This window comes from Streptomyces sp. NPDC048636, from assembly GCF_040650655.1.
GTDB lineage: Bacteria > Actinomycetota > Actinomycetes > Streptomycetales > Streptomycetaceae > Streptomyces.
Genome location: NZ_JBEZHR010000007.1, coordinates 49,170 through 74,323 on the forward strand (window position 1 = coordinate 49,170; position 25,154 = coordinate 74,323).

Annotated in this window: 23 protein-coding genes and 1 tRNA gene; 9 read left to right on the top strand and 15 right to left on the bottom strand. The window is 69.7% G+C overall.

The genetic code is table 11. The features are described 5' to 3' along the window. Window position 1 precedes the first annotated feature (1 nt). The 8 genes from AB0C66_RS20280 to AB0C66_RS20315 all read right to left on the bottom strand — a co-directional run bounded on the left by AB0C66_RS20280 (window position 2) and on the right by AB0C66_RS20315 (window position 5,329). Window positions 2-316 carry a hypothetical protein gene (locus AB0C66_RS20280; RefSeq protein WP_362440096.1) on the bottom strand — a complete coding sequence of 105 codons (315 nt, stop codon included), beginning with the start codon at window positions 314-316 and terminating at the stop codon, window positions 2-4. A gap of 11 nt (window positions 317-327) precedes the next feature. Further along, window positions 328-522, bottom strand: coding sequence for a hypothetical protein (locus AB0C66_RS20285; RefSeq protein WP_362440099.1), 195 nt, complete (start codon window positions 520-522; stop codon window positions 328-330). Between the two features lie 25 nt (window positions 523-547). After that, window positions 548-799, bottom strand: a complete 252-nt coding sequence (locus AB0C66_RS20290; RefSeq protein WP_362440102.1) for a hypothetical protein — start codon at window positions 797-799, stop codon at window positions 548-550. 140 nt (window positions 800-939) lie between these two features. Then, window positions 940-3,171 (bottom strand): cell division protein FtsK, encoded by a 2,232-nt coding sequence (locus AB0C66_RS20295; protein ID WP_362440105.1) that lies wholly within the window; start codon window positions 3,169-3,171, stop codon window positions 940-942. Between the two features lie 73 nt (window positions 3,172-3,244). Next, window positions 3,245-3,580, bottom strand: coding sequence for a hypothetical protein (locus AB0C66_RS20300; protein WP_362440108.1), 336 nt, complete (start codon window positions 3,578-3,580; stop codon window positions 3,245-3,247). After that, complete coding sequence (locus tag AB0C66_RS20305; RefSeq protein WP_362441075.1) at window positions 3,577-4,524, bottom strand: DUF2637 domain-containing protein; 948 nt, start codon at window positions 4,522-4,524, stop codon at window positions 3,577-3,579. The genes AB0C66_RS20300 and AB0C66_RS20305 overlap by 4 nt, the downstream gene beginning before the upstream one ends. A gap of 5 nt (window positions 4,525-4,529) precedes the next feature. Beyond that, window positions 4,530-5,015, bottom strand: coding sequence for a Pycsar system effector family protein (locus tag AB0C66_RS20310; protein WP_362440111.1), 486 nt, complete (start codon window positions 5,013-5,015; stop codon window positions 4,530-4,532). Next, window positions 5,012-5,329 carry a hypothetical protein gene (locus tag AB0C66_RS20315; RefSeq protein ID WP_362440114.1) on the bottom strand — a complete coding sequence of 106 codons (318 nt, stop codon included), beginning with the start codon at window positions 5,327-5,329 and terminating at the stop codon, window positions 5,012-5,014. Before AB0C66_RS20315 ends, AB0C66_RS20310 begins: the two co-directional genes overlap by 4 nt. Window positions 5,330-5,730: 401 nt before the next feature. Here AB0C66_RS20315 and AB0C66_RS20320 point away from each other — a divergent pair, with 401 nt between their 5' ends. The 4 genes from AB0C66_RS20320 to AB0C66_RS20335 all read left to right on the top strand — a co-directional run bounded on the left by AB0C66_RS20320 (window position 5,731) and on the right by AB0C66_RS20335 (window position 9,020). Further along, the gene (locus AB0C66_RS20320) at window positions 5,731-6,084 is read left to right on the top strand and encodes a winged helix-turn-helix domain-containing protein (RefSeq protein WP_362440117.1); all 354 of its coding nucleotides are present in this window, start codon (window positions 5,731-5,733) and stop codon (window positions 6,082-6,084) included. Window positions 6,085-6,241: 157 nt separating this feature from the next. Then, the gene (locus tag AB0C66_RS20325) at window positions 6,242-7,489 is read left to right on the top strand and encodes an XRE family transcriptional regulator (RefSeq protein ID WP_362440120.1); all 1,248 of its coding nucleotides are present in this window, start codon (window positions 6,242-6,244) and stop codon (window positions 7,487-7,489) included. 206 nt (window positions 7,490-7,695) lie between these two features. Continuing rightward, window positions 7,696-8,079, top strand: a complete 384-nt coding sequence (locus AB0C66_RS20330; RefSeq protein WP_362440123.1) for a hypothetical protein — start codon at window positions 7,696-7,698, stop codon at window positions 8,077-8,079. A 503-nt stretch (window positions 8,080-8,582) separates the two neighbouring features. After that, on the top strand, window positions 8,583-9,020 hold the full coding sequence (locus AB0C66_RS20335; RefSeq protein WP_362440126.1) for a peptidase inhibitor family I36 protein: 438 nt from the start codon (window positions 8,583-8,585) through the stop codon (window positions 9,018-9,020). Between the two features lie 283 nt (window positions 9,021-9,303). On the opposite strand, the gene AB0C66_RS20340 is transcribed toward AB0C66_RS20335, so the two are convergent. Continuing rightward, complete coding sequence (locus tag AB0C66_RS20340) at window positions 9,304-10,419, bottom strand: ABC transporter permease (protein ID WP_362440129.1); 1,116 nt, start codon at window positions 10,417-10,419, stop codon at window positions 9,304-9,306. Window positions 10,420-10,518: 99 nt separating this feature from the next. Between AB0C66_RS20340 and hrpA the strand changes: the two genes are divergently transcribed. From hrpA to AB0C66_RS20355, 3 genes are all read left to right on the top strand, one after another. Then, on the top strand, window positions 10,519-14,445 hold the full coding sequence (gene hrpA, locus AB0C66_RS20345) for an ATP-dependent RNA helicase HrpA (RefSeq protein WP_362440132.1): 3,927 nt from the start codon (window positions 10,519-10,521) through the stop codon (window positions 14,443-14,445). 171 nt (window positions 14,446-14,616) lie between these two features. Beyond that, window positions 14,617-14,691: transfer RNA gene (locus AB0C66_RS20350), tRNA-Asp, on the top strand. A 117-nt stretch (window positions 14,692-14,808) separates the two neighbouring features. Next, window positions 14,809-15,054, top strand: a complete 246-nt coding sequence (locus AB0C66_RS20355; protein ID WP_362440135.1) for a DUF6274 family protein — start codon at window positions 14,809-14,811, stop codon at window positions 15,052-15,054. 451 nt (window positions 15,055-15,505) lie between these two features. On the opposite strand, the gene bldC is transcribed toward AB0C66_RS20355, so the two are convergent. Beyond that, window positions 15,506-15,712 (bottom strand): developmental transcriptional regulator BldC, encoded by a 207-nt coding sequence (gene bldC, locus AB0C66_RS20360; protein ID WP_003949541.1) that lies wholly within the window; start codon window positions 15,710-15,712, stop codon window positions 15,506-15,508. A 470-nt stretch (window positions 15,713-16,182) separates the two neighbouring features. Beyond that, a complete protein-coding gene (locus AB0C66_RS20365) occupies window positions 16,183-17,019 on the bottom strand; it encodes a hypothetical protein (RefSeq protein ID WP_362440138.1) in 837 nt (278 codons plus the stop codon). Between the two features lie 176 nt (window positions 17,020-17,195). On the opposite strand from AB0C66_RS20365, the gene AB0C66_RS20370 reads away from it, so the two are divergent. Further along, window positions 17,196-18,353: a Glu/Leu/Phe/Val dehydrogenase dimerization domain-containing protein gene (locus tag AB0C66_RS20370; protein WP_362440141.1), complete on the top strand. Its 1,158-nt coding sequence runs from the start codon at window positions 17,196-17,198 to the stop codon at window positions 18,351-18,353. A 364-nt stretch (window positions 18,354-18,717) separates the two neighbouring features. Continuing rightward, window positions 18,718-18,972: a DUF3073 domain-containing protein gene (locus AB0C66_RS20375; protein ID WP_362440144.1), complete on the top strand. Its 255-nt coding sequence runs from the start codon at window positions 18,718-18,720 to the stop codon at window positions 18,970-18,972. A gap of 102 nt (window positions 18,973-19,074) precedes the next feature. Here the strand turns inward: AB0C66_RS20375 and purM are convergent, their stop codons facing one another. The 4 genes from purM to purL all read right to left on the bottom strand — a co-directional run bounded on the left by purM (window position 19,075) and on the right by purL (window position 25,105). Then, window positions 19,075-20,151 carry a phosphoribosylformylglycinamidine cyclo-ligase gene (gene purM, locus AB0C66_RS20380; protein WP_362440147.1) on the bottom strand — a complete coding sequence of 359 codons (1,077 nt, stop codon included), beginning with the start codon at window positions 20,149-20,151 and terminating at the stop codon, window positions 19,075-19,077. Between the two features lie 43 nt (window positions 20,152-20,194). Beyond that, on the bottom strand, window positions 20,195-21,754 hold the full coding sequence (gene purF, locus AB0C66_RS20385) for an amidophosphoribosyltransferase (protein WP_362440150.1): 1,560 nt from the start codon (window positions 21,752-21,754) through the stop codon (window positions 20,195-20,197). Between the two features lie 192 nt (window positions 21,755-21,946). Continuing rightward, window positions 21,947-22,735, bottom strand: coding sequence for a sterol carrier family protein (locus AB0C66_RS20390; RefSeq protein ID WP_362440152.1), 789 nt, complete (start codon window positions 22,733-22,735; stop codon window positions 21,947-21,949). 120 nt (window positions 22,736-22,855) lie between these two features. Next, window positions 22,856-25,105: a phosphoribosylformylglycinamidine synthase subunit PurL gene (gene purL, locus AB0C66_RS20395; protein WP_362440155.1), complete on the bottom strand. Its 2,250-nt coding sequence runs from the start codon at window positions 25,103-25,105 to the stop codon at window positions 22,856-22,858. Window positions 25,106-25,154 lie beyond the last annotated feature (49 nt).

The following is a 25,154-nucleotide window of genomic DNA, read 5'->3' on the forward strand; positions in this document are numbered from 1 at the left end:
GTCACTTCTTGGTCTTGGGGTGGAAGAGCTTGATGGACAAGCCCACGCCGACCGGACCGGCGGCCGAGCCGATGAGAGCGGCGGTGCGCGCGGCGAACTCGAAGAGCGCGAGGGCAGCGGCGACCGTGCCCATGACCCCGAACGCCCCGGCGAGCCCGACGGCGATCGGCATCACGTAGGCCCGTGCAGGTCGACGCGGCGCGGCGGTGGTCTGGACGATGACGAAGGGCTGACCCTCGGCCTGTCGGTAGAGGTCGGCAGGGATGTGCGGGGCCATCGGCCCTAGGGTGACGTTCGGCGGTTCCTGGCGGCGCATGGCTGCCTCCCTTAGTTGCCGATGTCGGTGAGTGCGTCGGTGATGGACGTGACGGTCTTGGTCACGGTGGGAGCGGCGTCGGTGTTGGCGAGGTAGAAGCCGAACAGCACGGCGACGACGGCAGCGCCGGTGCGCAGGTGCCCGCCCTTGAGCAGGACACCCAGGCCGAGGGCGAGCAGCAGCACCAGGGAGACGGTGACGGTCATGGTGGGGCTCCTTTCTGGGAGCGGGTCAGCGAGTGCCGTCGCGGTGGATGCGGGCGGCGCGGTTGTAGAGCCAGCGACCGGCGCGTATGCGCTTGCCGGTGGTCTTGCAGCGGCGGCAGGTCTTGCCGGGCTTCGGGCGTCCCTTGCGGTCGGTGGTGATGGCGCGGCCAAAGCCGTTGCACTTGCGGCAGGTGCCGAACGGGCTCGCCGCACACACCGCCGCGTAACCGAGTGTGACGAGCAGCAGGCAGGCGATAGCAAGGAGCGTGAGGGTCATCGGGAGCCTTCCCGGGCCGTTTTCGGGGTTTCCGCTGGTGGGGTGCTATGCGCTAGATTCCTGGTGGGAGCCGATGCGGGGTGCTAGCGGGGGTGCTACCGGTAGCAGGTGCCCCCGCTACCGGTAGCGGGCCCCGGGGGCTAGGCCGCGCCCCGGTTTTCGTCACGCTCCGCGATCGCCTTCATGAGGTCTTCGCGGACGATGCCGCGCCGGGTGGTGCGGGCGCCGTCGTCCGTCGTCCCGGCGATACCGGTGGTCTTGATGCCGTGCGGCTTGAGCGCGCTGGTGACGTTCTCGCCCTTCCAACCGCCGTAGACCTCCGGTCGCAGCTCCGCCAGCCGGGCCGCAATCCGCTCGTTCCACACCCGCTCTTCGCTGACCGGCACGACGGCGGCGACGTCGGCGAGCAGGTCATACGACGGCCCGGCGGTGGTCTCGTCGTCCTCGCCGAGGGCGAAGCCGGACAGGGTGTTCTCGGCCTTGCGCAGCGCGTGGGCGCGCTGGGCGATGGCGTGGGTGGCGTTGTCGTCCAGGTAGGCGGTGCGGACCACGACCGGGAGCGGGGCGGCGCCGCCGAGGTAGCCGTTGCCCGCGTCGATCTCGGGGCGGAAGGCGGTGGCGCGCACGCCGTTCTTGTACGCGCTGGTGCCCAGGATCATGTCGTTCTCGACCTGACCGGCGACCCGCAGGCAGAAGCGAATGGAGACGTTGCCGCTGATGCCGGTGGGCAGCGAGTCCTTGTCCGGCCGCTGCGTGGCCAGCACGAGGATGACGCCCAGCGCGCGCCCGAGCTTGATGATGAACTCGGCGTCCTCGCCTGCCTGCTTGCCGTACTTGGCGTGGGCGAACAGGTTCTGGCACTCGTCGAAGACAGCGAGCAGCGGCCACAGCTTCAGCGACCGCTTGTTGGCGATCTCACGGGTGATGCGCTTGTCCGGGCACAGGTCCCGGGGCAGCTTCTTGATGGCGGCGGCGCGGCGCATGACTTCCTCGCGCAGCAGCTTCAGGGAGTCGGCCGCGTACTTGATCGAGTCGTCATCGATACCGGAGACGAACCGGTGGGAGACGCAGGCAAGGGAGTCCAGGTCTCCGGTGCCCTTGTTCTCGTGCAGCCACAGTTCCACCGACGGGTCCAGCGCCGCGCCGCAGGCCAGCACGCGCACCGAGGCGGTCTTGCCCTGGCCAGGCTGGGAGCCGATCAGGACGTTGTGCTGGATCAGCGGCACCGACTGGGCCCGGCCGCGCGGGTCCAGACCGAACGGCACCCGCTTGAACACGTCATGACGGCGGGCGCTGGCAAGCTGCCACTTGACGATGCCGGTCTTGGACAGGTCCCGGTCACCCACCCACAGGATCAGCCGCCCCTCGTGCTCGTTGGGGTCAGCGTCCGGCCACACACACCCCAGCGGGCGCCGCAGACCGGAAGCGAGCCGTGCCCGGCGGTCGGCCACGTCCGCCACCGTCACACCCAGCGGCAGATCAATGTCCGCACGCCAGCCCGGCCCCTCACGGGTGATCGGGGAGACGAACTTGATCCCGTCCCCGCCCTTGGCCACCGCCGAAGCGATCTGGCCGATGCCGATGGACGCCATGGCCTTGACCACGATGTCGCTGGTCAGCTTCTGCACCTCGGTCTTGATGACCGCCCGCGTCCCCAAGGGCGCATCCGCCGGAGCCCCGAGCCAGCCCAGCCCCAGCATCGCCACAGCCGCCGCAATGAACTGCGTGCCCGGCTCGGCACCGTAGACCAGGAACAAGGCCGTGCCCCCGGTGACCAGGGCGCCCAGCAGCGTGACGAGCATGCGCAGCCGTACCCGGCGGTCGCGCTGCCGGGACAGTTTCAGGTACAGCTCGGAGTTCTCCCGCCGCGCCTCGGCCTGCCGCAGCGGCTCGCCCTCGGCGTCCACCGACCATCGGCCGACCCTGGCCAGGGCGTTGATCAGTCCGCGCGGGGAGCGCCAGATGAGCTTGGGCACGTACAGGAACGGCACCCGCACCGCGTGGAAGGCGATGGTGTGCCCGACGTGGCCCGCCAGCCACTTCATCGCGTCCTTGAACTCCGCCCCCGACTTCACCCACGCGGGGAGCACGTCGAGCCGCTTGGAGTCGCGGATACGGTCGATCACCCCAGGGCCCGACCGAGTCGGCGCCCGACGGTCCACCAGAGTCGGGGCCGAGTCGTCCGACTCCCCCGCCCCGGGGTCGGCCGACTCGGTCGGCTGGGAGTCGGCCGACCGGTCGGCGTTGAGGTCGGCCGACTCGGCACGAGCCGATCGGGCCTTGTTCAGGTCGACCACGTCACTGGTGGAGTCGGCCGCAATCTCGGCCTCAAGCCGGTTGAAGAGTTCGTTGTCGTCGTCGGGGTGCTTCACTGGGATTCCTTCCATTGGGAGGAGAGGCGGGGCCCGGCCGTCGCTTTGGTCGGTTGAGACCGGGCCCCGTCGGTTACAGGTCGAACAGTCCGCCCTGACCGAAGTCAGGGCCGGTACGGGCCGCGCGCTGGGCGGCGCGGCGGGTGGCGTCGTGGCAGTCCGGGCACCACGCGCGCAGATCGGTCGCCGGGATCCCGGCCGCCACACGCGCGGGAGTGAGCGGATTGGCAGGGGCGGCGAGCAGCCGCACCGGGCCCCGGTGCTTGCTGGCGTGCTGGTCGTGCTCGCGCGGGCAGCGCCCCTTGGCCTTGGTGTGCGGGTTGCCGCACTGGCCGGTGCACTGGCAGCGGTATCCCGCGGTTTCCATCACCGGTCGCCACGCGGCCGCGTACACGATCGGCTCAGTCATGCCGCCACCCCCTCAGCGACACCAGCCGCCTCAGCCCGCTCGGTCAGCAACGCGTCCCGCAGCACACGGGAGTTAGCGGCCGAGCAGCGCAGCGCGGTCCGGATCGCCTCCGCATTGATCGCGTCATCCGCCCAATCGGCCGTGACCTCACGCGCCTCGGCCAGCAGCTCCGCCGGGGTCCGCTGCGCCTTCGCCTTGGCCTTACTGGGGCGCTTCCGCGACGGCTTGGGGGTCTCAGCCTTCGGCAGCTCGGGCGGCTGCGGAGCGGCGGGCGGCGGTTCCTCGCTCGCCGGGCTCAGCTCGCCGAGCTTGAGTAGGACCCGTTCCCGACGCGGGGTCTTCGACCGCCACCGCCGACCGTGCCGCTCGCGCAGATCCGCACGGGCCAACTGCCGCTCACGCTCCCGCCCCAGCGCCTCGGAGTAGGAGGTGATCTCCCACAGCGTCATCCGGCGCCACAGGGCGAAGGTGGAGGGGAAGGCCAGCAGCCAGCGGGAGCGGCGGATCTTCTCCATTCGGCGGCCGGTCACCGCGCCGATCCGGGAGGCGTATACGTGGGCGGCCACCTCGGAGAGCACCACCCACAGCAGCGGCATCGTGCCGTGCGCGAGCTTCGCCGACAGTGAGTGCCCGGCAGCGACGTTGAGCCAGCACGTCACCCCAGTCAGCCCCCACGGCACGAACCGCACCCAGCCCAACGGCATGTCCGTGCGGATCAGCAGCAGGAACGCGGCGGTGAACACCGGGATCGCGGTGTCGATGCCGACCGGCAGCATCCATGGGGAAGCAAAGCCCCAGCGGGCCCCGGCGTCGGATACAGCCTCGAACGAGGAAGCCAGCCCCAGACCGCCCACACCGGCCGCCAAGACGGCCACGGCGCCCAACAGGACCCGCTCACCCTTGCTCAGCGGCGGCACATCGGGCCGCCCGTCGGTGGTCGTCAGGGGGCTCACAGCGCACCCCCCACAGCGATACCAGCGGCCACGATGAACAGGGCACCGGCCATGAGCGTCAGGTCCACCGCGCGCCGCAGGCGGCCGAACTTGGCCACCGCGATCCGGGACAGTACGGCGATGTGCTCCGGGCGCCTGTCCTGCCCAAGCTCCGCACGGATCTGTTCCGAGGTGAGCCCCGCCCAGCGCGGGAAACCAACCGGCCGCGTGCCACCCAGGTTCGGGCGAACCGTGCCCAGCAGCACCGCCGCAGCAGCAACCAGGAGGGCGGCACCCACGCCCCCGGACACCAGGGCAGCCACCGGGAGGCGCAGGCTCGTCGCGACCGACCACACGCCTGCCAGCAGCGCGCCGATGAAGGCGAGCAACAACGATGCTTTGTTGTCCGTGCGCGAGATCTCCGCCTTCACCTCCGCGTGGGCGGCGGTCAGGTTGGCGTCCGTCCGGTCTACCGGCGCGGCGGCCGTCGTCTGCTCGCTCATGCCGCTTCCCCCGTCCCCGAAGAACGGCCGGCACGGGCAGCGGACCGCAGCAGCGGCACCGTCTGCGTCAGTTGCTCCGCGTACAGCGCGTCCCACCCAGCGACGTCATCGCCAGCGGCCGCAGCCTCACGCAGGTCCTCAAGAACCTCTCGCGCCACGTCCAGGCGCGCCGCTCGCTCCTCGTCTGTCTCGGGCCACATCGGGCCCACGAACAGCTCGCGGTCGATGCCGACGGGCCCGTCATCGAACCCGAAGGCCAACTCAACGAATTCGGCGGTCGTTGCCGCCTCCTGATCGCCTACGTAGGTACGCATTGAAGATCTCCAGATCTTTGGTTGAGCAGGGAGACCCCGAAGCGGCGGGACTGTCCTTGGCTGGGAGGCCGCCGCATGGAGGAGACACGGTCCGGCGGACCGTGCTGAGCACTCGTTTGGAGACGAGTGGTCATGGCCCTCGGCGCCTCCCCAGATGGGGAGGCGCCGGGGACCAAAAGCACTCGTTTGATCAGCACTCTGTTGAGCTCTCAAGGAACGGACGCTGCCTTTGGGCCCCTGTCACAGGACCCTCCGGGCGTTCGATGACGCGGTCATGCAGGAGCGACCGGCTCCCGTTTCCGGGCGCTGCGCTCTTGAACTAGCTTGCACTAGCTCAAGCTAGTACACAACCCCGACGTGCCATCGGCCCATAGCGCGGGCCGGTCGATACCCTCGAAGCCATGAGCGGTGTGGCGAGCGACCCAAGACCCAAGCCGGTGAAGGTGGCCGACGCGATGCGCGGCCGGATCAAGGACCACAGGTTCCCGGACGGCAAGCTGCCGACCGTCAAGGAGCTGGCCGAAGAATTCGGATATGCCACGCAGACCGTGCGGGACGGCATGCTCATCCTCATCGAAGAGGGTCTAGTTGTCTCTGCGGGAAATCGCGGATATTTCATCGCAGAGGCCAACCAAGAGTTTTCAGCTCCTAAGCGAGACGTGGGAGAAGAACTCAAGGAAATGCGCCTCCAGATTCAGGCATTGACTGAGCGAGTAGCGGAACTCGAAGAGCGCGCCGACTCGGCTGGTGCGTGATCTGGAATAACCATGCAGGACGCGAGCCTGTGAAATAAGTGACAACAGGGGGTCGGCAAGATCGGACAGGGGACACCAGAGGTGTCACCGCTCTGTCCTCTTGCCTGTCCCCCTGTCCGATGGGAAGACTCGCGGTAGGTACTCGGAGGAGGGTGAGATGAGCGACGGCAGGCCCGCATGGGCGCAGCGCATCGCAGCCGAACGTACGGCGCGCGACTGGTCCCAGCTCGACGCGGTGAAGGCGCTGCGTGCCCACGCGCCATCGGAGCTGCCAGCCGACGACAGCATGGTGCGGCAGTGGAAGCGCTGGGAGGCCGGTGCCATGCCGGGCGAGTTCTACCGCCCCATCATCGCGGCCACGTTCGGGACCGTCACGCACGCGCTTTTCCCCGCACCATCTCGCAGGAATGGCGACGAAGAAATCCTTGTTGCGAGCGGCATGGAGACGCTCGAAATCGTCGGACGGCTCAATAGGTCCGACGTCGACAACGCCACCCTAGACGCACTCCGGATCACCACAGACCGCCTTTGCTCGGAATACCCGCACTTGCCGAGCGAACAGCTCCTCATCGAGGGTCGGCAATGGCTTAAGCGGGTTGTTGACCTCGCCTCGAAGAACCTCACACTCGCGCAGCACCGCGAAGTACTCGCGCTGTCCGGCTGGCTGGCGCTCCTCGTGGGTTGCGTGGAGTACGACACCGGGAATCGCCACGCGGCGGAGTCCACCCGCCGTGCCGCCCTGTCACTGGCCACGGAATCTGACCACGCCGAGGTGGCGGGCTGGGCCCATGAGATGCGCGCGTGGTTCGCGCTCACCACGGGCGACTACAAGGGGGTCATCGCGGCGGCCCAGGCCGGGGCGGAGCAAGCAGCGCACCACGGCGTGGCCGTGCAGCTCGCCGGACAGGAGGCAAAAGCGTGGGCCCGGCTCGGCGACCGCCGACAGGTCGAGGTCGCCCTCGATCGCGGGCGGCGCCTGCTTGAAGGCATGCCACACCCGGACAACCTCGATCACCACTTCGTGGTGGACCCAGCGAAGTTCGACTTCTACGCGATGGACTGTTACCGGCTCGTCGGCGAGGACAAGCTAGCTCGGACCCTGGCCGATGAGGTGCTGCGGGTCGGTACGGACTTCGACGGCATGGAACGCTCGCCGATGCGGAACGCCGAAGCGCGGGTCACGCTGGGCGTGACGGCGGCCCGTGAGGGCGATCTCGAACAGGCGCTCATCCACGGCGAACGGGCACTGCAAGGTGACCGGCAGTCCGTCCCATCGCTCATCATGACCAGCCGGGAACTGGCGGCCGTGCTCCGGCAGCGGTACGCCACGGAGCCCGCCGCCCAGGAGTACCTGACTCACCTGCGAGACCTCGGCCAGGCCAAGCCCGGCTTCCTCCCCTCGTAGACCAGCAAGGACAGTCTCAGGCCAGCCTGTCCGGCACAATGCACGCCATGGATGCGGGGGGTGTGGCGCTTGTAGGCGCCATCGCGGCTGTTCTAGGAGCAATCGTGGGCGCTGGGGGCGCGATTTACGCGGCTCGCCTGACGGGGCGCTACCAGACGAAGTCTCAGCACACCCACTGGCGGCGTCAGGGCCAACGAGACGCCTACATGGCGTTTCTCACCGCCGTAAGTGAGTTCTACGACCTGGGTCGCGCCGCAGCGGAGAGGGCACTGCTTGACCAAGCGATACCGCCCGGATCCGCAGACCGATTCAGGTCGTTGATCAGCAACATCGAAAAGGCTCTGTTGCTTGTCGAGATGGAGGGACCGGGCAAAGCCGCTGAGGCTGCGGCACGGGTAGTCCGCTGCATCGCACTCTGGCAGACGGCCCTTCTAGCCCGAGAGCTGCGAACCAGCCGTGGGCTACCTCCCCGAACAGACATCCCAACAAGCGAAGAGGTGGAGAGCGACGTAAACGCGGCCGTCGGAGCCTTCAAACGCGCCGTGCGGGAGGTGCTCGACGCTCCGGACGCGTCCGCAGGCAGAGCCTAAGCATGGTCGAGTCCTACGTTCGCCAACGAATACCCGGACCGTCACTCGTACGGGTTGGCGTACGCCAACCCGTACGCCAACAGCAGCAGACAACCACGATCAACGGAGCACCCCCAGGCACCCCACGACCGGGCCCAGCCGGGCCCCGGCACGGCCTGAAAAGCGGAAGGTCGCCGGTTCGACCCCGGCCCCAGCCACTGCCGCAGAAAGGCCCCGACGGGTTCTCCCGTCGGGGCTTTTTCCGTGCTCACTACGCCACCGCCTTGGCGCGGGACGGCCGCCTCGGACGACGACTCGGAAAATCGGTTGATCAAGAACGGACCGCCTTCCTAAAGTCCTGAACGGCCCCCTTCGGTCAGACCATGCGCGACGCAAGTCGCTTCCGAAGGTGGTCCATCCAGGAGCTCCGCGCCCATCGGCCGCGGCGCTCCGCCCGGAGCCGCCCGGCAATGCGGCGCCAGGGGTACGACCAGTGCCTCATGAGTAAGTTGGGGGAACAAGACATGGCAGGTTCGAAGACGAAGGTCCTCATGGGCCGCCTCGGCCGCGGCGCGGTCCTCGGGTTCGCCGCGACGACCGCGATCGTCGCCCTGGGAGCCGTCCCGGCTCATGCGCAGGAGCGCTCCGCGGTCGAAGCCCAGGGCTGGAGCTGCGACTCGGGCCGCATCTGCATGTACGAGGATGCCAGCTACACCGGGAGCAAGTACGTCAGCTGGAAGCCCACCGGCACCAACAAGAAGTACCAGATCGACGGTTGGGACGGTGACAACGAGATCACGTCGCTGATCAACAACACCGGCTACAACGTCCGGATCTACGACAACGACGACTACTCGGGCTACTCGATCTGCGTCAGGCCGCACACGTCCATCAACAACCTGAAGCGCGGCTGGGTCTTCAACGACAAGGCCGAGAGCGCCAAGACCGTCGCCCGCTGCTGAGCGGAAGTCGTCGGCCGAAGCCCCCTCCGGGATCGTTCGGAGGGGGCTTCCCTCGTCGCCCACGCCGCCGCGGCACGGTTGCCTTTCCGATGATCGGAATGGGGTAGAGTTGATCTCGCAACGCCGCCCCGACGGGCAGCGGTTGATGCGTCGGTCGTCTAAGGAAAGATGCTCGCCTCCAAGCGAGAGATGTAGGTGCAAGGCCTGCTCGGCGCTCCGGTGAAGGTCCCCCTCCGCACAGACGGAGGGGGACCTTCTGCTGTTCCGGACCACCGGCCGTCCGTCACGTCCGCGACGGACGCTCCGGTGCCGCCCTCGGCGGCCGGGCACCCGGGTGCCCATGGCGCCAGATCCAGAAGACCGCCATCGAGACCACCGACCACCCCGCCAGCACCAGGAACGGGAACGCGTGCTGGTGGCCGCCGAAGTAGATCGCCGTGTGCTGGGCGTTCACCGAGGCGCCCGGCGGCAGCCAGCGGCCGACGCGGCCCAGGAGGGACGGGAGCAGCGGCCAGGAGACCGCGCCGCCCGACGAGGGGTTGCCCAGCAGCACCATCAGCCCCCAGGTCGGGATCAGCGCCCAGCGTCCGAAGAGCACGTTGAACATCGAGAAGACCAGCCCGGACGTGAACATGGTCAGGGCCAGGATCGACCAGGACTCCAGGAACGGGAGGTCCAGCGTGCCCAGCCCCCAGTCCACGACCGCCGCGATGGAGAAGCCGCCGAGCACCGCGTAGGCGATCATGAAGCCGATACGTTCGAGCGGTCTCAGCCCCGAGGCGTTCACGCTCAGCTGGACCGCGCCCAGGAAGCCGATGATCACGGCGGCGAGCGTGATGTAGAAGACCGCGAGACCGCGCGGGTCGCCCTCTTGCAGCGGTTTGAGGTCCCTGACCCGGACCGGGACATCGGCCGCCCGGCCCACCTTCCCGGCGGCCGACGTGAGCACCTGGGCGACGGTCGCGCCGGCCGCGGAGGAGACGTCCAGTTCGACGCCGCGGCCGTGCATCCGCAGCACCGCGAAGACCTTCTGGTCCTCGATGGCCCGGTGGGCCGCGGCGAAGGAGGGGTACTCATGCAGCCGGAGCGAGGCGCCCAGGGCCTTCTCCATACCGCCGATGAACGCCATCCGGGAGGCGGTGCCCCGGTCGGCGGGGATCACCGCGGTGGGGATCTGGCGCGGGGTGGGGTTGGCGAACGCGAAGGTGTACGAGCCCGCGAAGAGCCCCGCGCCCGCCGAGATGATCAGCACGATGACGGTGGCCGGGAGAAAGGCCGAGTGCGTGAAGCGCGCCCAGGCCGACGACGCGGAGCGCTTCGCGGCCTCGGCCGCCTCCCCGGGGCCGGGCCGCCGCCCGGGGTCCGGGCCTCCGGCCCTGTCCGCCTTGTCATCCGCCATGCGCTCACGCTAAAGCGGCATCACGGGCATATCGCGCAACACGGCCCGAACGGAAATGGTTCGCCAGCCGATTTCCCGAGGTGAGATCCTGGGGTCCGTATGTCCACCACGCCTGCCCCCGCCCTGCCCGCCCTGCTGGACCGGCTTCCCGAGCTCATGCTGCGTGACCAGCAGCGGCTGGGTCGCCGGCTCGACGGCGCGCGCCGGATCCGTAAGCCCGAGGCCCGTACGGCCGTCCTCGGCGAGATCGCCCAGGAGATCGAGCGCGCCGAGCTGCGGGTCGCGGACCGCCGTGCCGCGGTGCCGGACATCACCTATCCGGAAGAGCTGCCGGTCAGCCAGAAGAGGGACGACATCCTGGCGGCCGTGCGCGATCACCAGGTGGTGATCGTCGCGGGCGAGACCGGCTCCGGCAAGACCACCCAGATCCCCAAGATCTGTCTGGAGCTGGGACGCGGGGTGAAGGGGCTCATCGGCCACACCCAGCCCCGCCGTATCGCCGCCCGTACGGTCGCCGAGCGGATCGCCGAGGAGGTCGGGACGCCGCTGGGCGAGTCGGTCGGCTGGAAGGTCCGCTTCACCGATCAGGTGAGCCCGGACACCCACATCAAGCTGATGACCGACGGCATTCTGCTCGCCGAGATCCAGACCGACCGCGAGCTGCGCCAGTACGACACGATCATCATCGACGAGGCCCATGAGCGCAGCCTCAACATCGACTTCCTGCTCGGCTATCTCGCCCAGCTCCTCCCCCGCCGCCCCGACCTCAAGGTCGTGATCACCTCCGCGACCATCGATCCCGAGCGCTTCTCCCGCCACTTCGGCGACGCGCCGATCGTGGAGGTCAGCGGGCGTACGTATCCGGTCGAGGTGCGCTACCGGCCGCTGCTGGAGGAGGGCGGCGAGGACAGCGACCGCGACCAGATCACCGCGATCTGCGACGCGGTCGACGAGCTCCAGGCCGAGGGCCCCGGCGACATCCTGGTGTTCCTCTCCGGTGAGCGGGAGATCCGGGACACCGCCGACGCGCTGAACAAGAAGCAGCTGCGGTCGACCGAGGTGCTGCCGCTGTACGCGCGGCTGTCCCACGCCGAGCAGCACCGGGTCTTCCAGCGGCACACCGGCAGACGGATCGTGCTCGCCACGAACGTCGCGGAGACCTCGCTGACCGTCCCCGGTATCCGCTATGTGATCGATCCGGGTACCGCCCGGATCTCCCGCTACAGCCACCGCACCAAGGTCCAGCGGCTGCCGATCGAGCCGGTCTCGCAGGCCAGCGCCAATCAGCGCAAGGGCCGCTGCGGCCGTACCAGCGACGGCATCTGCGTCCGGCTGTACTCCGAGGACGACTTCCTCACCCGCCCGGAGTTCACCGACGCCGAGATCCTGCGGACCAACCTCGCCTCCGTCATCCTCCAGATGACCGCCGCCGGGCTCGGTGAAATCGAGAAGTTCCCGTTCATCGACCCGCCGGACCGGCGCAACATCAAGGACGGCGTCCAGCTCCTGGAGGAGCTGCACGCGCTGGACGGCAAGCAGAAGGATCCGCGCAAGCGGCTGACCGCGGTCGGCCGCAAGCTGGCCCAGCTGCCGGTGGACCCGCGGCTGGCCCGGATGGTGCTGGAGGCGGACCGTAACGGCTGTGTGCGCGAGGTCATGGTGATCGCGGCCGCGCTGTCCATCCAGGACCCGCGCGAACGCCCCTCCGACAAACAGCAGCAGGCGGACCAGCAGCACGCCCGCTTCAAGGACGAGTCGAGCGACTTCCTGGCCTTCCTCAACCTGTGGAAGTACATCAGGGAGCGGCAGCGGGAGCTGTCCTCGTCCGCCTTCCGCCGGATGTGCCGTCAGGAGTTCCTCAACTACCTGCGGATACGCGAATGGCAGGACATCTACAGCCAGCTGCGCACAGTCGCCAGGACGATGGACATCCAGCTGTCCGAGCAGGACGCGGCGCCCGATCACATCCATACGTCGCTGCTGGCGGGGCTGCTGTCGCATGTGGGCCTCAAGGACACCGACAAGAACGAGTACCTGGGCGCGCGCAGCGCCAAGTTCGCGGTCTTCCCCGGGTCGGCGCTGTTCAAGAAGGTGCCGCGCTGGGTGATGTCGGCCGAGCTGGTGGAGACGTCCCGGCTGTGGGCGCGGGTCAATGCCAAGATCGAGCCGGAGTGGATCGAGCCGCTCGCCGAGCACCTGGTCAAGCGCACCTACAGCGAACCGCACTGGGAGCAGAAGCAGGCGGCGGTGATGGCGTACGAGCGGGTCACGCTGTACGGCGTACCGATCGTCGCCCAGCGGAAGGTCAACTACGGCCGGATCGACCCGGAGACCTGCCGCGACCTGTTCATCCGTAACGCCCTGGTCGAGGGCGACTGGCGGACCCACCACCAGTTCTTCCAGGACAACCGGAAGCTGCTGGGCGAGGTGGAGGAGCTGGAGCACCGGGCCCGCCGCCGCGACATCCTGGTGGACGACGAGACCCTCTTCGACTTCTACGAGCAGCGCATCCCCGAACACGTGGTGTCCGGCGCCCACTTCGACTCCTGGTGGAAGCACAAGCGCCGCGAGGAGCCGGAGCTTCTCAACTTCGAGAAGTCGATGCTCATCAACGAGCGGGCGCAGGACATCACCAAGGACGCCTATCCGGACTCCTGGCGGCAGGGGAAGCTCAAGTTCCCGGTGACGTACCAGTTCGAGCCGGGCGCGGACGCGGACGGGGTGACCGTCCATATCCCGCTCCAGGTGCTCAACCAGGTCACCGCGGACGGCTTCGACTGGCAGATCCCGGGGCTGCGCGAGGACCTCACCACCGAGCTGATCCGGTCGCTGCCCAAGCCGGTACGGCGCAACTACGTCCCGGCGCCCAATTACGCCAAGCGGTTCCTGGAAAGCGCTGTCCCCCTCCAGGAACCGCTGACCGCGGCGCTCGGCCGGGAGCTCCAGCGGATGGTGGGCGTACGGATCGAGCCGGAGGACTGGGACTGGTCGAAGGTCCCGGACCATCTGAAGATCACCTTCCGGGTGGTCGACGAGCGGCGCCGCAAGCTGGCCGAGGACAGGGACCTGGAGGCGCTGAAGCAGCGGCTGAAGCCCAAGACCCGGGCGGCGATCTCCAAGGCGTTCGAGACCTCGAAGCAGTCGGCCGGGACCGAGCAGCGCAGCGGGCTGACCCGGTGGACGATCGGGGCCCTGTCGCGCACCTTCGAGACCCGCCGCGGGGGCCAGCCGGTCAAGGCGTATCCGGCGCTGGTGGACGAGGGCGCGTCGGTGGCGGTGCGGCTCTTCGACACCGAGGCCGAGCAGCGGGAGGCGATGTGGCGGGGCACCCGTCGGCTGATCCTGCTCCAGCTGCCGGCCAGCCCGGCCAAGTTCGTCCAGGGCAAGCTGTCCAACCAGGCAAAGCTGGCCCTCTCGGCCAGTCCGCACGGCAGTGTGCCCGCCCTCTTCGAGGACTGTGTGGCGGCGTCGGCCGACCGGCTGATCGCGGCGCGTGGCGGCCCGGCGTGGGACGAGGAGTCCTTCCGCAAGCTCTTCGACGCGGTGCGCGCCGATCTGATGGACGCCACGCTGGACACCGTCCGCAAGGTCCAGGAGGTGCTGGCCGCCTGGCAGTCGTGCGAGCGGCGGCTGAAGGCCACCACCAGCCCGGTGCTGCTGTCGTCCCTCCAGGACATCCAGGAGCAGCTCTCACGGCTGATCACGCCGGGCTTCGTGACCGCCCACGGGGTGCGCCGCCTCCCGGACCTCATGCGCTATCTGGTCGCCGTGGACCGGCGGCTCCAGCAGCTCGCGGCCAACGCCGAGCGGGACCGCACCCGGATGGCGAAGGTCCACGAGATGCAGGACGAATACGCCTGGCTGCTGGAGCAATTCCCGGCCGGGCGTCCGGTGCCCCAGGAGGCGCTGGAGATCCGCTGGATGATCGAGGAGCTGCGGGTGAGCTACTTCGCCCATGCCCTCGGCACCGCCTATCCGGTCTCCGACAAGCGGATCGTGAAGGCGATCGACGCGGCGGCGCCCTGACCGCGAGGGGTGTCCCGCGGGGGTGTTCCGAGGGGCCGCTCGGGTGCTGCTCAGGGGCCGCCGGAGGGGCGCCGGGCGCGAGTTCGACCGCACCCCCTGACCTGCTGTAGAGTCTGGGACGCAAGCGCACAACAGCGCGGCGCGGACGGCAGGTCCGTAGGCGCCACTGTTGGTCCTGTGGAGCAGTTTGGAGTGCTCGCCACCCTGTCAAGGTGGAGGCCGCGGGTTCAAATCCCGTCAGGACCGCCTCATCGAAGGCCCGGATTCCCAGTGGATCCGGGCCTTTTGGCATCTTGACGGCCACTCGCGGCCGGCGGTACCCAGACAAGAAGGTGTGGTGGGGGTGCGCGGGAGGTGCGGCGTATGACGACGTCCGCGAAGCATGAGACAAGGGCGCTGCTGCGCGCCCATCTGGCGGCCGCCACGAGCTACCGCCATCTGACCCGGCACTGCCCGATCTGTCATCGGCTGCTGCGGCTGGCGATGGAGCCGACGGCGGCCGCCGAGGGACGGGACGGGGACCGGGAGGAGCCGGTGGCATCGGTGGACCCGGCGGCGCGGGAGTCCGGCCAGGAAGCGGGCCCTTCCGCTCCGTCCTCAACTTGGTAAGCCCTTACCGCAGTTGCCATTACCGCAGCGGCAAGGACAGAAACAAGTACCCGATAGTGTGACGGGAGTCACCGCATGGGTTTCCGGCGAGCCGGAACTTATGCCCCCCTCACAACGGGTCAATTTAATATGTGCAATTGCACGCCCTGTCCGAGCCACCGCCGGAGCCCCTCCGGGACCCCGCGACCGGCCCGGAGCGCCACCCCTCGGGGCGGTGCGGCGACGCTCGGCGACACCTCCGGGGCACCCATCATCCCCCGGTCCCGCAACCCCGCCTCGGCATCGGAAGCGGGCACAAAAAAGATCGCGCTGGACCCGGCGGAGTCCAGCGCGATCGACGACGCACCCATGTCGAGCGGTGATTGGCCTGTTGGGGCAGGCACCCGTCGTATGGAGCCATACAGGCGAAAGCCGGGCTGGGGGGCCCGGAAATGCCCGGTTATGCGGTTGTTCAGGCCTCGCTGCGCTGCTGCGGGATGCCCGCCAGAAGTGCACGGACCTCCGCTTCGCGGTAGCGCCGATGCCCTCCAAGCGTGCGGATGGACGTGAGCTTGCCTGCCTTCGCCCAGCGCGTGACCGTCTTCGGGTCCACGCGGAACATCGTGGCAACCTCAGCCGGGGTCAGCAGCGGCTCGGCATCAGGGGTGCGAGCGGTCATGAGCGGCCTCCTCGGGAGAACCGAACCATCACGGTTCTTTCCTCTAAATTCTGCACCTTGACCCACGTTGCCCGAAATGGCAGACGCGGGCCGAGTCGGTTATAGGACGAACGGCTTGTCCTCGGCACTACAACTACACCATCTGTCCAGCCCCGTCGGCCAAACCGACGGAATTGCCCTCTCAGGTGTTCAACCTCGACGGAAGCCGATGGACCATGCCATAACGGACAGTCACGCGTCCGTGACGATCAGTCACAGCAGGATCAGGGGGCACCAGATCCACCAAGGAGTGCAATACCGAGAAATCCGCCCATACTTGGGCGGAAGGAGCCCTTCCCGGACTCCTTGTCCTATTTTGACACGAGGGTGGGGGATTGCCGCAAGGCCCGAAGTCAGTGCTTTAGGTCACGATTGAGGCAATGGCCCGGATCGGGACCTACGTCCCCGTGTACACCGGATCGGTCCACGCGTCAGCTCGCGTGCTGCCGACCGCGCACATCGCTCCACCGGTCGGTCAGCCGCTCGTAGACACTGCCCGCCCGCTCCCCGTCCCCGTCGCGCAGCGCGGCGAGTCCTTCGGCCACATCCGCGGCCGAGCGGTCGTCCTCCAGGTGCCCGGCGGGCAGCGCGTGCACCAGACCGCCGTAGTCCAGCTCGACCAGTGACCGCGGATGGAATTCCTCGAGCCACCGGCCGACGTCCATCAGGCCGTCGATCAGCGGACCCTCGCCGAGGGATTCCTTCAGTACCTTAAGGCCACGCGCCACCCTGCGTCTGGCCTGGACCATTGGAGTCCGGTAACGCATCAGCGGACCCTCGTCACCCTTGGTGTACTCGCGCTCGTCGTCCGCGAAGAGCACGAACCAGCGCACCGGGACATGCCAGGTCGCGGTGCGGATCCAGGGCCGGGCGTCCGGGTTGCGCTCCAGCCACTGTTCGTAGTCGGAGGCCGCCTGGCGCCGCACCACCGGGGGCAGCACCGCGTCCAGCAGCGGACCGGGAAGCTGCTCGGACAGCTCCTCCAGCGCCAGCCAGCCCCGCAGCCGGGTCCGCCAGGGGCAGACACAGGTGACACCGTCCACGACCGCCACGAAGGCGTCCGCGCTCTCGTGCACGGGCACCGGCACCGGGGGCACCGGCAGCAGGTCGGCCAGCGAGCGGCGCAGTTCGTCCTGCGCGCCCGGGATGTCGTCCCGCTTGGCATAACGCGCCCAGTGCGACCGCTCCGGCTCCGGAAAAGCGGCCAGTGGTTCATAGACCCGGAGATACGCCGCGTACGGGACAATCACCGAAGACGCCAAGGTCACTCGCGCTCCCTCAAGGCTGAGACCACCGCCAGGAGTTGTCTTCACCCGGCTGACCGCATCGTCCCACGCCCGCCATGCGGACTCGTCGGGGACGTCACCGATCCACCGGGTGCCCAGGGCTTACCCTCTTGCCCATCGGCCCTCCCCACCCGTAAGGAGGGCGCCCACCCCGACCTATGGGAGTCACCACCGTGACCGACGTACGTCACACCGTCAGCGCCGACGGTCCGACGGTAAGTCGCGAGCCGAACCCTCTGTCCCCGCTCTCGATACTGTTCCGGTCCGACCTGGGCGGACACGAGCAGGTCCTGCTGTGCCAGGACCGGGAGAGCGGCCTGAAGGCCGTCATCGCCATCCACTCCACCGCTCTGGGCCCGGCCCTCGGCGGCACCCGTTTCCATGCCTACGGCTCCGAGGAGAACCCCGAGGACGCGGCCGTCCTCGACGCGCTCAACCTCGCCCGCGGCATGTCCTACAAGAACGCGCTGGCCGGTCTCGACCACGGCGGCGGCAAGGCCGTGATCCTCGGCGACCCCGGTGAGATCAAGACCGAGTCCCTGCTGCTCGCCTACGGCCGCTTCGTGGCCTCCCTCGGCGGCCGCTACGTGACCGCCTGCGACGTCGGCACCTACGTCTCCGATATGGACGTGGTGGCCCGCGAGTGCCCCTGGACCACCGGCCGCTCCCCCGAGAACGGCGGCGCGGGCGACTCCTCCGTGCTCACCGCCTTCGGTGTCTTCCAGGGCATGCGGGCCAGCGCCCAGGCGTCCTGGGGCGCGCCCACGCTGCGCGGCCGCCGGGTCGGCATCGCGGGCGTCGGCAAGGTCGGCCACCATCTGGTGGACCATCTCCTCGAGGACGGCGCCGAGGTCGTGGTGACCGATGTGCGCGGTGAGTCGGTCGACCGGGTGCTGGCCCGCCATCCGCGAGTCCGGGCCGTCCCGGACACCGCCGCGCTGATCCGCGCGGACCTCGATGTGTACGCGCCGTGCGCGCTCGGCGGCGCGCTCGACGACGACACGGTGCCGGCCCTGACCGCGAAGGTGGTGTGCGGCGCGGCCAACAACCAGCTCGCGCACCCGGGTGTGGAGAAGGACCTCGCCGACCGCGGGATCCTCTACGCGCCGGACTACGTGGTGAACGCGGGTGGCGTGATCCAGGTCGCGGACGAGCTGCACGGTTTCGACTTCGACCGGGCGAAGGCCAAGGCCGCCAAGATCTTCGATACGACTTTGGCCATATTCGATCGGGCGCAGACCGACGGCATCCCGCCCGCGGCGGCGGCCGACCGGCTGGCGGAGCTTCGGATGGCGGAGGGCCGGGCGCGCGCCTGAGTCTCCGGGAAGCGCTGAGAAGCCACTGAGAGCCGTCCGGACGGGCCGTACCGGTCCCCTCCGGACGGTTCCGCGCGGGGCCGCGAGAGCCCCCGCGGAGCCGTCGAGGAGAGATCCCTCACGACCCGTCGGCGGGTCGGCGCACAAGACACGCTAAAATCGCAGCTGACCAGCGGGTAAGGGGCTGCCCGCCGGTCCTGTGACGTGGCACCTCGTGCGGGCGACGTACCGTATGGCCACAGAAGCAGGTACCGTTGAAGCCCTACGGACCGGTCTCTCCCAGGGGAGTCCGCTCCGAGTGATGATCGTGAACGCGTGTCAAGACTCTGGGGCCGTCGAGCCCCGTCGTTGAGGGGGTCGAGCCATGGGGCGCGGCCGGGCCAAGGCCAAGCAGACGAAGGTCGCCCGCCAGCTGAAGTACAACAGCGGTGGGACTGACCTCTCACGCCTGGCCGAGGAGCTGGGCGCATCGACAACGAGCCAGCCGCCGAATGGCGAGCCGCTCGAGGACGATGAGCTGGACGACGACCCGTACGCACAGTACGCGGATCTGTACAACGACGATGAGGACGAGGACGACGAACAGTCCGATCCGTCCCCGCAGCGTCGCCGCGCCTGAACCACTCGTTCCAGGCGTCCGGCTTTTCGCCGCACCTCCGCCGGTCCGGGGCCCACGCCTCGGACCGGCTTCCGTGCTGCCCGCGCACCGCGCGGGGCCAGCTCAGCTCGCGTAGTCACCGGTCAGTGTCACCGCTTCGGTGTCCCCGGCCGCGCGGTCGAGGATCTCGCCGCCGACCCAGGCGTCCACCCCGCGGTCGGCGAGTGTGGCCAGCGCCACGTCCACCGACTCGGCGGGCACGACGGCCATCATGCCGACGCCCATGTTGAGGGTCTTCTCCAGCTCCGGCCGCTCCACCGATCCGGCCTCACCCACCAGCCGGAACACCGGGTCGGGGGTCCAGGTGGAACGGTCGACCTCCGCGCGCAGCCCGTCCGGGATCACCCGGGCCAGATTGCTGGCGAGCCCGCCGCCGGTGATGTGGGAGAAGGCGTGCACCTCGGTGGTGCGGGTCAGGGCCAGGCAGTCGAGCGCGTAGATCCGGGTGGGCTCCAGCAGTTCCGCGCCGAGGGTGCGGCCGAACTCCGGCACCTCGCGGTCCAGCTCCCAGCCGGCCTTGTCGAAGAGCACATGACGGACCAGTGAGTACCCGTTCGAGTGAAGTCCGGAGGACTTCATGGCGATGACCGCGTCACCCGTTCGGATACGATCCGCGCCCAGCACCCGGTCGGCCTCGACCACGCCCGTACCGGCACCGGCGACATCGAAGTCATCGGCGGCCAGCAGCCCGGGGTGCTCGGCGGTCTCGCCGCCCACCAGGGCGCAGCCGGCGAGCGCGCAGCCCTCGGCGATGCCCTTGACGATGGCCGCGACCCGCTCGGGGTAGACCTTGCCGACGCAGATGTAGTCGGTCATGAACAGCGGTTCGGCGCCGCAGACGACGAGGTCGTCCACGACCATGCCGACCAGGTCATGGCCGATGGTGTCGTAGACGCCCATCCGGCGCGCGATATCCACCTTGGTGCCCACGCCGTCGGTGGCGGAGGCCAGCAGCGGGCGCTCGTAGCGGGCCAGCGCGGAGGCGTCGAAGAGCCCGGCGAAACCGCCGAGACCGCCCACGACCTCGGGCCGGGACGCCTTCTTCACCCACTCCTTCATCAGCTCGACGGCGCGGTCGCCCGCCTCGATGTCGACGCCCGCGGCGGCGTAGGTGGACCCGAACTCAGACGGGGGTGTCATGGCGTAGGGATCTTTCCAATCAGGGGATGGCAGGCGGACGGGCCTACGGGCGGCGGAGCGCGTCGGCGCCGCCGACCCCTGCGGTCAGCGTCCGCACACCGTCGGCGTCGGTGCTGCTGGTGACCTGTGTCTCGGACTCCAGCAGATGCTTGCCGAGCAGCTCGGGGTCGGGCAGGTCCATCGGGTACTCGCCGTCGAAGCAGGCGCGGCAGAGGTTCGGCTTGGCGATGGTGGTCGCCTCGATCATGCCGTCGATGGAGATGTAGGAGAGCGAGTCGGCCCCCAGCGACTTGCCGATCTCCTCGACCGACAGTCCGTTGGCGATCAGCTCGGCGCGGGTGGCGAAGTCGATGCCGAAGAAGCACGGCCACTTGATGGGCGGGGACGAGATGCGGATATGCACCTCGGCTGCCCCGGCCTCGCGCAACATCCGCACCAGGGCGCGCTGGGTGTTGCCGCGGACGATCGAGTCGTCGACGACCACCAGGCGCTTGCCCCGGATGACCTCCTTGAGGGGGTTCAGCTTGAGGCGGATGCCGAGCTGGCGGATGGTCTGCGAGGGCTGGATGAAGGTCCGGCCCACATAGCTGTTCTTGACCAGCCCGGAGCCGTACGGAATGCCGCTGGCCTCGGCGTAGCCGACGGCGGCCGGGGTGCCGGACTCGGGCGTCGCTATGACCAGGTCGGCGTCGGCCGGGGCCTCGGCGGCCAGCTTGCGGCCCATCTCGACCCGGGAGAGGTAGACGTTCCGCCCGGCGATGTCGGTGTCGGGGCGCGCCAGATAGACGTACTCGAAGACACAGCCCTTGGGGCGGGCGGCGGCGAAGGTGGTGGAGCGCAGCCCGTTCTCGTCGATGGCGACCATCTCACCGGGCTCGATCTCCCGGATGAAGGACGCGCCCACGATGTCCAGCGCGGCGGACTCGGAGGCCACCACCCAGCCGCGCTCCAGCCGGCCGAGGACCAGCGGGCGGATGCCCTGCGGGTCACGGGCGGCGTAGAGCGTCTGCTCGTCCATGAAGACGAGGCTGAAAGCGCCCTTGACGCGCGGGAGGACGATGGGGGCGGCCTGCTCGACGGTCAGCGGCTTGCCGTCCTCGTCGGTCTGGCCCGCGAGGAGGGCCGTGACGAGGTCGGTGTCGTTGGTCGCCGCGACCTGGGTGGCCCGGCCGCCGTCCCTGGGCAGGGCCGCGACCATGTCGGCCATCTCGGCCGTGTTGACCAGGTTGCCGTTGTGGCCGAGGGCGATGGAGCCGTGGGCGGTCGCCCGGAAGGTCGGCTGCGCGTTCTCCCACACCGAGGCTCCGGTGGTGGAGTAGCGGGCGTGGCCCACCGCGATATGGCCCAGCAGGGAGCCGAGGGAAGTCTCGTCGAAGACCTGGGAGACCAGGCCCATGTCCTTGAAGACGAGGATCTGGGAGCCGTTGCTCACCGCGATGCCCGCGGACTCCTGTCCGCGGTGCTGCAGCGCATACAGCCCGAAATAGGTGAGTTTGGCGACCTCTTCACCCGGTGCCCAGACTCCGAAGACGCCGCAAGCGTCCTGGGGGCCCTTCTCACCGGGGAGCAGGTCGTGGCTGAGTCGTCCGTCACCACGTGGCACGGCATCGAGTCTAGGCCAGGTTCCGAGCACGTCCGAACGAGGGACCTGCCCAGCGGCCCATGTCACACGGGACAGCCCCTCCCGCGGACCGCCGGACCCCGGTCCCACCAGGGGACGACGGGGCCAGGACGGGGGCGAGTGGGGCATGGATCACATCTGCCGCGAACCCGGCCGGGCGGCCCGGCGCGGGGGTTACGCGAGCACCGGGAGGAGGGCCGCGAGATCGGCGCGCTCACCGCTGGCCGACACCTCGGCGGCGTCCAGCGCCTCGGCCCAGCCGGTACGGCCGGTGGCCAGCCGCACCCAGGTCAGCGGGTCGGTCTCCACGACGTTCGGCGGGGTGCCACGGGTGTGCCGGGGGCCCTCGACGCACTGGACCACCGCGTACGGCGGGATCCGGACCTCGACCGAGCCGCCGGGCGCCTTCGCCGCGAGCGCGTCCGCCAGCATCCGGACGGCGGCGGCCATCGCCTGGCGGTCAAAGGCGACCGCCGCGCCGGTGGCGGCCGCGAGGTCGTCGGAGTGCACGACCAGCTCCACACAGCGGGTCACCAGGAAGTCGTCGAGCCGCATGGCGCCCACCGGCACCGCCAGCAGCCGGTCCCCCGGCGCCACGGCGGTCAGCTCGGCGAACCGGGCCCCGGCGCGCTCCAGCAGCTCCCGCGGATCCGCGTCCCGTGCCGCCTCGCGGGTGCCCTCGTCCACCGCTCCGGCGAACGAGGCGACGGCCGCCGCGTAGTCGTTCACCCCGGCCTCCTGGGCGGCCGGGGCGGGCGCCGCCAGCAGCCGGCCCACGGCGTCCACGGTGGCCGCCGTATGCGTCAGCAGCTCGCGCACGGTCCAGTCGCCGAGCCGGGTGGGCGCGTCCAGCGGCTTCTCGTCCAGCTCCGCCACCGTCTCGCGCACATGGCCGAGCTGGGCGGTCACGGCGGCGCGGATTCTGGCGGAGTCGTAGGTGCGGGCGCGGGCGCGGGTCGGCATGGCGGCGAGCCTATCGAGCGCCGCGGGCGGAGCGGACGGCAGCCGGAGCCTCGACAGCGCGCGGCCCCGCCCCCCTGAGAGCGGGGAGCGGGGCCGCGTGACGCCGTCGAGGGCGCGGGATCAGGCCAGCAGCGCCGGGATCGTCGCCTCGTACGCCTCCCGCAGCTCGGCCAGCGGAAGCGAGAACTGTCCCTGGACGTCGATCGCGTCGCCGTCCACCACACCGATTCGCACCGCCGGAAGCCCGCGGGCGCCGCACATGTCGTTGAAGCGGATCTCCTCGCTGCGCGGTACGGAGACCACCGCCCGGCCCGCCGACTCCGAGAAGAGCAGCACGAACGGGTCGAGGGCGTCCGGGACCACGATCCGCGCGCCCTTGCCGCCGCGCAGACATGACTCGGCGAGCGCCTGGATCAGACCGCCGTCGGACAGGTCGTGCGCCGCGTCCACCATGCCGTCACGCGAGGCCGAGATCAGGATCTCCGCGAGCAGCCGCTCACGCTCCAGGTCCACCGCGGGCGGCAGTCCGCCGAGGTGGTCGTGGATCACCTGCGACCAGGCCGAACCGCCCAGCTCCTCCGCGGTGTCACCGAGGAGGTAGAGCAGCTGGCCCTCCTCGGCGAAGGCGATCGGGGTGCGGCGGGCCACATCGTCGATCACCCCGAGGACGGCCACCACCGGGGTCGGGTGGATGGCCACCTCGCCGGTCTGGTTGTACAGCGAGACATTGCCGCCGGTCACCGGGGTGCCCAGGGTCAGACAGCCGTCCGCGAGACCACGGGTGGCCTCCGCGAACTGCCACATGACCGCGGGGTCCTCCGGCGAGCCGAAGTTGAGGCAGTTGGAGATCGCCAGCGGCTTGGCACCGGACGCGGCCACATTGCGGTAGGACTCGGCGAGCGCGAGCTGGGCACCGGTGTACGGGTCCAGCTTGGCGTAGCGGCCGTTGCCGTCGGTGGCGACGGCGACTCCGAGGCCGGTCTCCTCGTCCACCCGGACCATGCCGGAGTCCTCGGGCTGCGCCAGCACCGTGTTGCCCTGGACGAAACGGTCGTACTGATCGGTGACCCAGGACTTGGACGCCTGGTTGGGCGAGGAGATCACCCGGAGCACCTGTGCGCGCAGCTCCTCCGGGGTGGCCGGGCGCGGAAGCTTGGCCGCGTCGTCGGCCTGGAGCGCGTCCTGCCACTCGGGGCGGGCGTAGGGGCGCTCGTAGACCGGGCCCTCGTGGGCGACGGTGCGCGGCGGGACATCGACGATCTGCTCGCCGTGCCAGTAGATCTCCAGCCGCTCGCCGTCGGTGACCTCACCGATCACGGTGGCGATGACGTCCCACTTCTCGCAGATCTCCAGGAAGCGGTCGACCTTGCCGGGCTCGACGATCGCGCACATCCGCTCCTGCGACTCGCTCATGAGGATCTCCTCCGGCGAGAGTGTCGCGTCACGCAGCGGCACGGTGTCCAGCTCGACCCGCATCCCGCCGGAACCGGCCGAGGCCAGCTCGCTGGTGGCGCAGGAGAGCCCGGCGCCGCCGAGGTCCTGGATGCCGTCGACCAGGTCCTCGCGGAAGATCTCCAGGGTGCACTCGATGAGCAGCTTCTCCTGGAAGGGGTCGCCGACCTGGACGGCGGGGCGCTTGGTGGGCTTCGAGTCGTCGAAGGTCTCCGAGGCCAGCACGGAGACGCCGCCGATGCCGTCGCCGCCGGTGCGGGCGCCGTAGAGGATGACCTTGTTGCCCGCGCCGGACGCCTTGGCCAGGTGGATGTCCTCGTGCTTCATCACACCCACGCACAAGGCGTTGACCAGCGGGTTGCCCTGGTAGCAGGGGTCGAAGACCACCTCGCCGCCGATATTGGGCAGCCCCAGGCAGTTGCCGTAGCCGCCGATGCCCGCGACCACACCGGGCAGCACCCGCTTGGTGTCGGGGTGGTCGGCGGCGCCGAAGCGCAGCGGGTCCATGACGGCGACGGGGCGGGCGCCCATGGCGAGGATGTCGCGGACGATGCCGCCCACGCCGGTGGCCGCGCCCTGGTAGGGCTCGATATACGAGGGGTGGTTATGCGACTCGACCTTGAAGGTGACCGCGTAGCCCTGGCCGACGTCGACCACGCCCGCGTTCTCGCCGATGCCGACGAGGAGGGCGTCGTTCTCCGGGGCCTTCTCGCCGAACTGCCGCAGGTGGACCTTGCTCGACTTGTACGAGCAGTGCTCGGACCACATGACGGAGTACATGGCGAGCTCGGCGCCGGTGGGACGGCGGCCGAGGATCGCGCGGACGCGCTCGTACTCGTCCTGCTTGAGGCCCAGCTCGGCCCAGGGCTGCTCGGCGTCCGGGGTCTGCGCCGCGTGCTTGACAGTGTCGAGGGTCACGCTCGGTCGCTCCTTCGCGCCATGTGGATCTGTAGTCGCGGGCTGGGGC

Bases quoted from the DNA above. Each gene is read 5' to 3' on its own strand.
- AB0C66_RS20315 (WP_362440114.1), bottom strand. From the start codon at position 5,329: ATGCGTACCTACGTAGGCGATCAGGAGGCGGCAACGACCGCCGAATTC.
- AB0C66_RS20325 (WP_362440120.1), top strand. From the start codon at position 6,242: ATGAGCGACGGCAGGCCCGCATGGGCGCAGCGCATCGCAGCCGAACGT.
- AB0C66_RS20280 (WP_362440096.1), bottom strand. From the start codon at position 316: ATGCGCCGCCAGGAACCGCCGAACGTCACCCTAGGGCCGATGGCCCCG.
- AB0C66_RS20290 (WP_362440102.1), bottom strand. From the start codon at position 799: ATGACCCTCACGCTCCTTGCTATCGCCTGCCTGCTGCTCGTCACACTC.
- bldC (WP_003949541.1), bottom strand. From the start codon at position 15,712: ATGACCGCTCGCACCCCTGATGCCGAGCCGCTGCTGACCCCGGCTGAG.
- AB0C66_RS20330 (WP_362440123.1), top strand. From the start codon at position 7,696: ATGGCGTTTCTCACCGCCGTAAGTGAGTTCTACGACCTGGGTCGCGCC.
- AB0C66_RS20340 (WP_362440129.1), bottom strand. From the start codon at position 10,419: ATGGCGGATGACAAGGCGGACAGGGCCGGAGGCCCGGACCCCGGGCGG.
- AB0C66_RS20370 (WP_362440141.1), top strand. From the start codon at position 17,196: ATGGGAGTCACCACCGTGACCGACGTACGTCACACCGTCAGCGCCGAC.
- AB0C66_RS20335 (WP_362440126.1), top strand. From the start codon at position 8,583: ATGGCAGGTTCGAAGACGAAGGTCCTCATGGGCCGCCTCGGCCGCGGC.
- AB0C66_RS20375 (WP_362440144.1), top strand. From the start codon at position 18,718: ATGGGGCGCGGCCGGGCCAAGGCCAAGCAGACGAAGGTCGCCCGCCAG.
- AB0C66_RS20320 (WP_362440117.1), top strand. From the start codon at position 5,731: ATGAGCGGTGTGGCGAGCGACCCAAGACCCAAGCCGGTGAAGGTGGCC.
- AB0C66_RS20355 (WP_362440135.1), top strand. From the start codon at position 14,809: ATGACGACGTCCGCGAAGCATGAGACAAGGGCGCTGCTGCGCGCCCAT.
- AB0C66_RS20390 (WP_362440152.1), bottom strand. From the start codon at position 22,735: ATGCCGACCCGCGCCCGCGCCCGCACCTACGACTCCGCCAGAATCCGC.
- AB0C66_RS20310 (WP_362440111.1), bottom strand. From the start codon at position 5,015: ATGAGCGAGCAGACGACGGCCGCCGCGCCGGTAGACCGGACGGACGCC.
- hrpA (WP_362440132.1), top strand. From the start codon at position 10,519: ATGTCCACCACGCCTGCCCCCGCCCTGCCCGCCCTGCTGGACCGGCTT.
- AB0C66_RS20285 (WP_362440099.1), bottom strand. From the start codon at position 522: ATGACCGTCACCGTCTCCCTGGTGCTGCTGCTCGCCCTCGGCCTGGGT.
- purM (WP_362440147.1), bottom strand. From the start codon at position 20,151: ATGACACCCCCGTCTGAGTTCGGGTCCACCTACGCCGCCGCGGGCGTC.
- AB0C66_RS20300 (WP_362440108.1), bottom strand. From the start codon at position 3,580: ATGACTGAGCCGATCGTGTACGCGGCCGCGTGGCGACCGGTGATGGAA.